This window comes from Saccharopolyspora sp. 6M, assembly GCF_020176775.1.
Lineage (GTDB): Bacteria > Actinomycetota > Actinomycetes > Mycobacteriales > Pseudonocardiaceae > Saccharopolyspora_C > Saccharopolyspora_C gregorii.
In genome coordinates this window covers 1-8,997 of the sequence record NZ_JAIUJZ010000259.1, presented here as the reverse complement: position 1 = coordinate 8,997, position 8,997 = coordinate 1, and the positions used below count along the sequence as shown (strand labels likewise).

The 8,997-nt window shown below is 74.6% G+C and carries 9 protein-coding genes; 3 read left to right on the top strand and 6 right to left on the bottom strand.

Annotated features, from left to right (window positions below; translation table 11 throughout):
• The 3 genes from LCD31_RS26655 to LCD31_RS26645 form a co-directional block, all read left to right on the top strand.
• The coding region (locus tag LCD31_RS26655) for an ADP-ribosylglycohydrolase family protein (protein ID WP_224962557.1) at positions 1–1,306 on the top strand (1,306 nt) is incomplete at its 5' end.
• Positions 1,307–1,316: 10 nt separating this feature from the next.
• On the top strand, positions 1,317–3,740 hold the full coding sequence (locus LCD31_RS26650) for an ADP-ribosylglycohydrolase family protein (protein WP_224962555.1): 2,424 nt from the start codon (positions 1,317–1,319) through the stop codon (positions 3,738–3,740).
• Positions 3,741–3,815: 75 nt separating this feature from the next.
• The gene (locus LCD31_RS26645; RefSeq protein WP_224962552.1) at positions 3,816–4,589 is read left to right on the top strand and encodes an enoyl-CoA hydratase-related protein; all 774 of its coding nucleotides are present in this window, start codon (positions 3,816–3,818) and stop codon (positions 4,587–4,589) included.
• A 10-nt stretch (positions 4,590–4,599) separates the two neighbouring features.
• Here the strand turns inward: LCD31_RS26645 and LCD31_RS26640 are convergent, their stop codons facing one another.
• From LCD31_RS26640 to LCD31_RS26615, 6 genes are all read right to left on the bottom strand, one after another.
• A complete protein-coding gene (locus tag LCD31_RS26640; protein ID WP_224962550.1) occupies positions 4,600–4,962 on the bottom strand; it encodes a barstar family protein in 363 nt (120 codons plus the stop codon).
• A gap of 134 nt (positions 4,963–5,096) precedes the next feature.
• Entirely contained in the window at positions 5,097–5,327 is a 231-nt protein-coding gene (locus tag LCD31_RS26635; protein ID WP_224962548.1) for a hypothetical protein, read from the bottom strand.
• Positions 5,324–5,542, bottom strand: coding sequence for a hypothetical protein (locus tag LCD31_RS26630; RefSeq protein ID WP_255619004.1), 219 nt, complete (start codon positions 5,540–5,542; stop codon positions 5,324–5,326). The genes LCD31_RS26635 and LCD31_RS26630 overlap by 4 nt, the downstream gene beginning before the upstream one ends.
• A gap of 102 nt (positions 5,543–5,644) precedes the next feature.
• Entirely contained in the window at positions 5,645–6,577 is a 933-nt protein-coding gene (gene mmsB / locus LCD31_RS26625; protein WP_224962544.1) for a 3-hydroxyisobutyrate dehydrogenase, read from the bottom strand.
• 55 nt (positions 6,578–6,632) lie between these two features.
• The gene (locus LCD31_RS26620; RefSeq protein ID WP_224962542.1) at positions 6,633–7,679 is read right to left on the bottom strand and encodes an enoyl-CoA hydratase/isomerase family protein; all 1,047 of its coding nucleotides are present in this window, start codon (positions 7,677–7,679) and stop codon (positions 6,633–6,635) included.
• On the bottom strand, positions 7,676–8,860 hold the full coding sequence (locus tag LCD31_RS26615; RefSeq protein ID WP_224962540.1) for an acyl-CoA dehydrogenase family protein: 1,185 nt from the start codon (positions 8,858–8,860) through the stop codon (positions 7,676–7,678). The genes LCD31_RS26620 and LCD31_RS26615 overlap by 4 nt, the downstream gene beginning before the upstream one ends.
• Positions 8,861–8,997: the final 137 nt, after the last annotated feature.

Genomic DNA, 8,997 nt, shown 5'->3' with positions numbered 1-8,997 from the left:
GTCCCCGGCCGAGACCCCCGCCGACCCCGCGGACGAGGATCCCGGCGACGGCCTCAACGACGAGGAGCTGCGGCTGCTCGCCGCGTGGCGCAAGTTCCGCGACGGCGAGGACGACACGCCCAACGACCTTTCCGAGGGCCTGCACAAGCTGCTGCAGGAGGCGTTCGGCCCGGAGCGCGCCGCGCAGCTGGTCGCCGCGAACGAGGCCGACGGCGAGCTGCCCGCGGAGGTCCCCGCCGAACTGGACCGCCTGGACCGGCTCGCCGGTTGCGCGCTCGGCGTGGTCGCCGGTGACGCCCTGGGCGCCCCGTGGACCTTCCTGTCGCAGCGGGGGATCCTGCGCCGCAACCCGGACGGGGTGCGCGAGCTCGCCGAGCACCTGGGTGGCCGCGGCCGGTCCACCTCGATCGGCCAGCAGTCGGTGTTCCTGCTCGACGGGTTGCTCCGCTCGTCCGTCCACAAGGGACTGAACAGGCCGGGTCCGTCGACCGCCGAACTGGTCCGCGGCACCCTCCAGCACTGGGTGATCGCCCAGGGCGCCCCTGTCGAACCGGCCGTGCAGCCCGCGGAGCTCGTCGGGCAGCCCGCGCTCGGCGCGCAGCGCTTCCCCGACGAAGCGGGCGTCACCGCGCTGGCCACCTGGGACGGGCGGAGCCCGGTGCCGACGCCGAGCACGCCGCCGAACCAGGCCACCGGCGCGGCCGCGGCCGCCCGCAGCGCCGTCGTCGGCCTGCACGCCGACAGCCCGGGCGCGGCGGTCGAACTCGGCATCGCCACCGGGGTGCTCACCCACGGCCACCCGGACGGCTACCTGCCCGCGGCCGCCGTCGCCGGGATGGTCGCCGCGCTGTCCGCCGGGCAGACCCTCGCCGAGAGCGCGCACACCACGCTCACCGAGCTGAAGGCCTGGGAGGGCAGCGAGAACACGGTGCGGGCGCTGCGCGACGCGCTGACCCTCGCCGAGCACGGCCCGGTCCCGGTGCCCGCGCTGGAGAAGCTCGGCGCGGGCAGGCACGCGCCCGCCGCGCTCGGCGTCGCGGTCGCCGCCGCGCTGACGCACCCGGATTCGTTCGCCGACGCCGTCGCGCTCGCCGCCACCCATTCCGGGGACAGCGCGGCCACCGCGGCGCTGTGCGGCGGGCTGCTCGGCGCCGCGCGCGGTGCGGCGGAGATCCCCGCGGAATGGCTCGATCAGCTGGAACTGCACGAGCAGGTGCAGCGGCTCGTCGCCGACGCCGGGCGGGTCGAGACCGATCTCGTCCCGGACGGCACGGCGCCGGACTGGACCCGGCGATACACGCAGTAACGTTGCTCAGGTGAAGGATTCTCGCGACGGGCTCACCGAGGCGGAACGGGCGTTGCTGGCGGCGTACCGGGAGCGGCGCCGGGCGGCGGCGCCGGACGCGCCGCCCGCGACCGCCGCGGAGCCCGGCCCGGAATCCGGCGCGCCGCGCACCGGGCCCGCCGACGCGGACGAGCGGGTGCTGCTGGAGCGGTGGCGTTCCTGGCGCGACCGGCCGTTGACCCGGCCGCCGTGGTTCGCCGCGCTGCGCCAGCGCATCGGCACCGACCCGGCACCGCCGGTGCCCGCCACCGGTCTCGCCGACGACTCCGGTTACCGGCCGGACGCGGCGAGCCGGTTCGCCGGGATGCTGCTGGGCGCGGCGAGCGCCGAGCACGCCGCCACCGGCCGGATCGGCGAGCGCACCACGGCACTGCTGTTCGCGCTGGAAGGCGTGATCCGCGCGCACACCGCGCTGCGCGCGCACGGCGCCACGGACCTCACCACGTTCGTCCTCAATGGACTGCAGCGCTGGTTGCACACCCGGGGCGTCCCCTGGCAGGACTGCGTCGCCGAACCCGCGGGCGAACCCGACGGCTGGCTGGTCGAACAGCGGGAACTGCACGGCGACACCGTCGACGACCGGGCGCTGCTGACGGCGCTGACCCGCATCGCCGCCGGGGGCCGCGCCTCCGCGCACGCCGCCGGCGCCGGTGCGGTACCGCTGGGCGCGGTGGCCGCGCTGTGGTCCGGCAGCGAGGTGTTCGGCACCGCCGCGAACCTCGCCGCGCTCACCCACGGCCACCCCGACGGCAACCGCCCCGCCGGGGCGCTCGGCGTCGCGATCTCGTTGCTGCTGCGGGGGAATCCGCTGACCGCAGCCCTGGACGGCGCGCTCGCCGCCTGGGAACCGGCCGACTCCCGGCCCGCGCTGCTCGACCGCGCCCTGCACCTCGGCAGCACCAGCCCCGTCGGGTTCGTCCCGGGCGCCGCGCAGCTCGACGCGATGAGCCCCGGCCGGACCGGCACCGAAGCGCTCGCCGCGGCGCTGCGCATCACCGCCGCCTGCCCCGACGACTTCACCGCCGCCATCGCCGCCGCCACCGACCACGCCGGCGACACCCGCAGCACCGCGGTGCTGTGCGGCCAGCTGCTCGGCGCCGCGCACGGGCCCGCCGCGATCCCCTTACCCGGCACGGGGAAACCGGCCGTGCTCGCCGCGCTCGAACGGCTCGCCGAGGACGCCGCCGCCGAATTCGGCCCTTACCCGGACGAATCCGAGGAATGGCTGCGCCGCTACCCCGTCGGTGCCCCCGCCCACGAACCCGATCGGCGAAGGAGCCTGCACGCCGTGCCCAGACTCGCCGCGTCCAGAGACCGCTTCCTCGGCGCCGTGCTCGGCTGCGCCATCGGCGAAGCCCTCGGCACCCCCGTCGCCGGGGACAGCTGGGACGAGATCCGGGACCGGCACGGGCCGCAGGGCCTGCGCAACTACGTGCCCGCCGGGCACCCCGCGGGCAGGCTCGGCAGCGACACCCAGCTGCTGCTGTTCTCCCTCGAAGGCACCATCCGCGCCGGGGTGAGCCGCCGCAGCGGCGACGTGCCCGACCCGTCGCGGCACATCCAGCACGCCTACCAGCGCTGGCTGCACACCCAGCACCTCAGCTGGGGCCGCGCCGCGGGCGAATTCCTCAAGCACACCCCCGCGCCGGACGGCTGGCTGGTGGGGCACCGCGCGCTGTTCCAGACCCGCAACCCGGGGCGCACCATGATGCGCACGCTCATCGCCTTCGCCAAGGGGCAGCAGCCGATGGGCACCCCGGAACGCCCGGTCAGCGACTCGCAGGGCAGCACCGCGGTGATGCGCGCCGTCCCGGCCGCGCTGTGGAGCTCCGACCCGTCCGAGGTGTTCCGCGTCGGCCAGAACACCGCCGCGCTCACCCACGGCGACCCGGTCGCCTACCTCAGCGCGGGCACCCTCGCCTTCCTGGTGTCCCGGCTGCTCGACGGGCGCGAGCGCGCGGCCGCCGTCGACGAGGCGCTCGACGAGCTCAGCGGGCACCGCGGCCACCAGGACGTCACCCGCAAGGTCTCCGCGGCGGTCCGCTACGCCGCCTCCGCCGAGACCACGCCCACCCACTTGGAGAGCGGGATCGGCAACGGGTGGAGCGCCGCCGACGCGCTCGGCATCGGGCTGTACGCGGCACTCGTCGCCGACGGGGACATCGACGTGGCGCTGCCGCTGGCGGTGAACCACTCCGGCAACTCGGCCACCACCGGCGCGGTCTGCGGCAGCCTCGTCGGCGCCCAGTCCGGGGCGGCGAAGATCCCCGACCGCTGGCGCACCGAACTGGAGCTGCACGACGTCATCGAGCAGCTCGCGCACGACGCGAGCCTCGAATTCGGGCCGCACCCGCCGGAAGCGGCCGACTGGACCACCCGGTACCCGCCCACCTGACGCACCGCCGGGCCCGCCCGGAACCGCTCGTCTCGGCACACCGGAACGCCCGCGGCAGGCGGTAACGTGCGGCGCATGGCCGACGAACTCGTGCACCGAGGCACCGCATCCGGCATCGCGACGATCACCCTCGACTCCCCGCACAACCGCAACGCGCTGTCCGCGCAGCTGCGCCGAGAACTCCGCGAGCACTTGGCGGCGGCGCTCGCCGAGGACGCGGTGCGGGTGATCGTGCTCGACCACACCGGGCCGGTGTTCTGCGCCGGGATGGACCTCAAGGAATCCCGGTCCGCCGGCGCCGACGACCAAGGCGTGCGGGAACTCCCCGAACTGCTCGACACCTTGTGGACCAGCCCGAAACCGGTCATCGCCAAGCTCGCGGGACCGGCCAGGGCCGGTGGCGCGGGCATCGTCGCGGCCTGCGACCTGGCGGTCGCCGCCGACACCGCGACGTTCGGGTTCTCCGAAGTCCGCATCGGCGTGGTGCCCGCGGTGATCTCGCTGACCGTGCTGCCCCGGCTGCAGCCGCGCGCCGCGCACGAGCTGTTCCTGACCGGGGAGAACTTCGACGCCGAACGCGCCGTGCGGATCGGGCTGCTCAACTCGGCGGTGCCCGCGGACCGGCTCGACGCCGAGGTCGCCCGCTACGCCGAGATGCTGGCGAAGGGCGCACCGCACGCGCTGGCCGCGACGAAGGCGCTGCTGCGCCGCCCCCGTTCCGCCGACATCGGCGCGGACTTCGACGAGGTGCTGGAGCTCTCCGCCCGGCACTTCGCCTCCGACGAAGGCCAAGAGGGCATCCGGGCCTTCGCCGAGAAGCGCCCCGCCGCCTGGGTCCCGCGGGACTGAGCGCGGGGCTTCAGTCGCGGGTGAGGACGGTGGCGAAGGCGCGGCCGCAGACGGGCTTGCTCGCCGCGTCCCGCAGCACCGTGTTGATCTTCTCGTAGGCCTTGGGGTCGTGCTGCGCCAGGTTCTGCGCCCCGGCCCAGATGAGGACGTGCTCGCCCTCCGGCAGCCAGGACAGGTCGGTCAGGCAGTCGTAGAGCGCGTCCAGGTTGCGCCCCGCCCACTCCGGGAACGACAGCACCGCCGCGATGCCGTCCAGCGCGGTGCGCTTGCTGACCAGATCGCTCCCATCGAGCACGTGCACGGCCGCGCCGCGCCGCTCGGCGTCCTCGGCCGCCGTCTTCGCACTCACTCCAGGCTGCTCCAGCTCGCTCACCGCCGGCTCCTTCCGGAAGACCTGAGGCTTTTTCGTCGCAAACATCCCACTCAACCACACACGTCAACAACCAGGAACAAGGTTCGTTCACCGCAATGCCGCGGCGATGCGCCGCGGCCGGGCCGCCCGCGCCATCACGCGGGCGAGGTGGGCGGTCCGCTTCCGGCGGGAGCCCGCCACGGCGCCGCTCCCGAAGAATCCGGCAGAACGGGCACAGCCTGCCACACGGTCGCGGAGCCACCGGCGGGCGGCATCGCCGTGCCGTGCGCCGCGGCTCCCTGCTGCACGAACCAGCCGATGACCACGAGGGCGATCAGCCCGATGAGGGCGACCGTGATGCGCTTGCGCGAGGTCAACCGGTTCATGGCAGGTCCGTTCCGCGCGGGGTCCGCACCGGCGGTTCGGCGTCGCGCACGCGGGTCAGCCGTGCGCCGATCCCATCGATGGCCCGGTCGAGGAAGCGCGCCAGGTACCAGCACACCGGCAGCAGCACGACCAGGACCAAGGTCACCAGCAGCGGGTACCAGAGCTGGACGAGCCACAGCTCGACGCCGTCCCACCACTCGAACAGCCAGTCCATCACGAGGCGCCAGAGTACGCCGGGACTCCGCGGCCTTCACCCCGCCCCGGCCCGGCCGCGCGCGCCCGGGAGGCGCGGGCGCGCGGACCGGCCCGCGGACGCTCAGGAAGTGCCGGTGACCTCGGTCGACGGGTTCTCGGCGCGCTCGGCCGCCGCCGAGCGCTCCCGGATGGAGCGGATGATCGCGCCGAAGTCGTAGCCGCCGCCGCCCTCCTCGTTGAACCGCTGGTACAGCTCGGTCGCCAACCGCCCGATCGCCGCGTCGGTGCCGCTCTGCTCGGCCGCGGACTCGGCCAGCTTCAGGTCCTTGAGCATCAGCGCCGCGGAGAAGCCCGGTTCGTAGTCGTGGTCGGCCCGGCTGGTCTCCACCAGGCCCGGGACCGGGCAGTTCGTGGTCAGCGCCCAGCACTGGCCGGTGGAGATCGACGCGACGTCGTAGAGCGCCTGATTGCTCAGGCCGAGCCGCTCGCCGAGCACGAACGCCTCCCCCACCGCGATCATCGACGCGCCCAGCACCAGGTTGTTGCACATCTTGGTGACCTGGCCGTTGCCCGGCCCACCGCAGTGGATGACCTTGCGGGCCATCGGCGCCAGCAGCGGTTCCGCCCGCTGGAAGTGCTCCTCCGCGCCGCCGACCATGAACGTCAGCGTGCCCGCCTCCGCGCCCGCGGTGCCGCCGGAGACCGGGGCGTCCAGCGAGCCGAACCCGGCCGTCCCGGCCAGCGCGTGCGCGGCGCGGGCGTCGGCGACGTCGACCGTGGAGGAGTCGACCAGCAGCGCCCCCGGCTCCACCGCGGGCAGCACCTGCTCGTAGCAGTCCAGCAGGTGCTTGCCGCCCGGCAGCATCGTGATCACCGCTTCGGCGCCGGTCACGGCCTCGACCGCCGAGCCGACCACGGTCACCCCGTTCGCCCGCGCCGCCTCCAGCGCCGCCGAGGCCAGGTCGAACCCGCGCACCACGTGCCCGGCCGCGACCAGGTTCGCCGACATCGGGCCGCCCATGTGGCCCAGCCCGATGAATCCGATGACAGCCATTGTCATTCCCTCCTGCGGGGGTGCGGTGGTCGAGCCGGGCCCGGGGCCCGGCGGCTCAGCCGGACAGGCCGAGCTCGCCCTGCTCGAGCGGGGCGAAGAAGCGCTGGACGTGCTCCTCGGTGACCTCGTCCAGGGCGTTCGGCGACCACTTCGGGTCGCGGTCCTTGTCCACGAGGGTGGCGCGCACGCCTTCCACGAAGTCGCCCGCGGTCAGGCAGCGCAGCGCGATCCGGAACTCCTGGTCCAGCGCCGCCTCCAGCGTCTCCGGCCTGCTGCGCAGCGCGCGCAGCGTCACCTTCAGCGAGGTCGGCGACTTCGTCCCGATCGCGGCGGCGGCGTCCGCGGCGGCCTGTTCGGGGCGGGCGCGCAGCCGGGCGAGGATCTCGGCGACGTCGTCGGCCGCGTAGGCCTCGTCGATCCACTCCCGCTGCGCGGCCACCGGCGACTCCGGCGGGGCCGTCGCGAACCTGGCCAGCGCCGCGTCCACGTCACCGCTGGTGAGCGCCTTGACCAGGTCGTCGATGCGCTCGCTGGGCAGGTGGTGGTCGGCCAGGCCGAGCGCCACCGCGTCCGCGCCGCCGATCGGCGCACCGGTCAACGCCAGGTGCGTGCCCAGCTCACCGGGGGCGTGCGAGAGCAGGAAGGTGCCGCCGACGTCGGGCACGAAGCCGATGCCGACCTCCGGCATGCCGACCTTGGAGCGCTCGGTGACGACCCGGTGCGAACCGTGCGCGGAGATGCCGACGCCGCCGCCCATGCACACCCCGTCCATCAGCCCCACCACGGGCTTCGGGTAGTGCGCGAGCATCGAGTTGAGCCGGTACTCCTCGCTCCAGAACGCCTTGGGGAGCTCCTCGTCCCCGGCCTTCGCCGCGTCGTGCAGCGCCCGGATGTCGCCGCCCGCGCACAGCCCGCGTTCTCCGGCGCCCTCGACGAGGACCGCCCGCACCTGCTCGTCGGTGCTCCACCGCTGCAGCGCGGCGGTCATCTCGCGCACCATCTCCAGGGTGAGCGAGTTGATCGCCTTGGGGCGGTTGAGGGTGATGCGTCCGAGCGCGCCCTCGACGCTGAGCAGAACCTGCTCCGGGGCGGGTGTTGTCATGATGCCGACTCCAGCAGTCCACGGGAAATGATCAGTCGCATGATCTCGTTGGTGCCTTCGAGGATCTGGTGCACCCGCAGGTCGCGAACGATCTTCTCGAGGCCGTACTCGGCAAGGTATCCGTATCCGCCGTGGATCTGAAGCGCCTCGTTCGCCACGGTGAAGCCGACGTCGGTCGCGAGCCGCTTGGCCATCGCGCACAGCCGGGTCGCGTCCGGGTCGCGGGCGTCCAGCGCCCACGCCGCGCGCCACAGCAGCATCCGGGCGGCCTCCAGCTCGGTGGCCATGTCGGCGAGCTTGAACTGCAGCGCCTGGAACTCGCTGAGCTTGGCGCCGAACGCGGTGCGCTCCCGCACGTAGCCGAGGCTTCGGTCCAGCGCGTCCCGCGCCCCGCCCAGCGAGCAGGCCGCGATGCTGAGCCTGCCGCCGTCCAGCCCGGCCATCGCGATCTTGAACCCGATGCCCTCGGGCCCGAGCCGCTGCGCCGCGGGCACCCGCACCCCGTCGAGCACGACCTGCCGGGTGGGCTGCGCGTTCCAGCCCATCTTCCGCTCGTTCGGACCGAACGAGAGCCCGGCGGCGTCGCCCTCGACGATGAACGTGGAGATGCCCTTCGCACCGTCCTCACCGGTGCGGGCCATCACCACGTACACGTCCGAGCTGCCGCCGCCGGAGATGAACTGCTTCACTCCGGTCAGCACGTAGTCGTCGCCGTCGCGCACCGCGCGGGTCCGCAGCGCCGCCGCGTCCGAACCGGCCTCCGGTTCGGTGAGGCAGTAGCTGGCGCGGGCGGTCAGCGAGCACAGCGGCGGCAGCCAGCGGGCGCGCTGCTCGTCGTCGCCGAAGCGGTCGATCATCCCGGCGACCATGTTGTGGATCGACAGGTACGCCGCCACGGACGGGTCGCCCGCGGCGAGCTCCTCGAAGATGAGCGCCGAGTCGAACCGGCCCAGGCCCGTGCCGCCGCAGGCCTCGTCGACGTAGACGCCGCCGATGCCGAGCTCGCCCGCGGCGCGCAGCACGTCGACCGGGAAGTGCTTGTCCTGGTCCCACTGCACGGCGTGCGGGGCGAGCTGCTCGGCCGCGAACTCGCGGGCCAGCTGCTGGATGGCCCGCTGGTCCTCGGTCAGCGCGAACGGGGACACCACGCCGGAGGGGCCGGGAACCGCTGCTACCGACACGTCCACTCCTCACCTTCGAGAGTCCGGTCCCGGGGGGGGGGGCGCCGCGGGGGCCCCCCCCCGGGGGGGGGGGGGGGGGGGCGGGGGGGGGGGCGAGGGGCGGGGGTGAAGTGCCCCGGGGGGCCGCGCGGGGGGCC

Bases quoted from the DNA above. Each gene is read 5' to 3' on its own strand.
- LCD31_RS26645 (WP_224962552.1), top strand. From the start codon at position 3,816: ATGGCCGACGAACTCGTGCACCGAGGCACCGCATCCGGCATCGCGACG.
- LCD31_RS26635 (WP_224962548.1), bottom strand. From the start codon at position 5,327: ATGAACCGGTTGACCTCGCGCAAGCGCATCACGGTCGCCCTCATCGGG.
- LCD31_RS26630 (WP_255619004.1), bottom strand. From the start codon at position 5,542: ATGGACTGGCTGTTCGAGTGGTGGGACGGCGTCGAGCTGTGGCTCGTC.
- mmsB (WP_224962544.1), bottom strand. From the start codon at position 6,577: ATGGCTGTCATCGGATTCATCGGGCTGGGCCACATGGGCGGCCCGATG.
- LCD31_RS26620 (WP_224962542.1), bottom strand. From the start codon at position 7,679: ATGACAACACCCGCCCCGGAGCAGGTTCTGCTCAGCGTCGAGGGCGCG.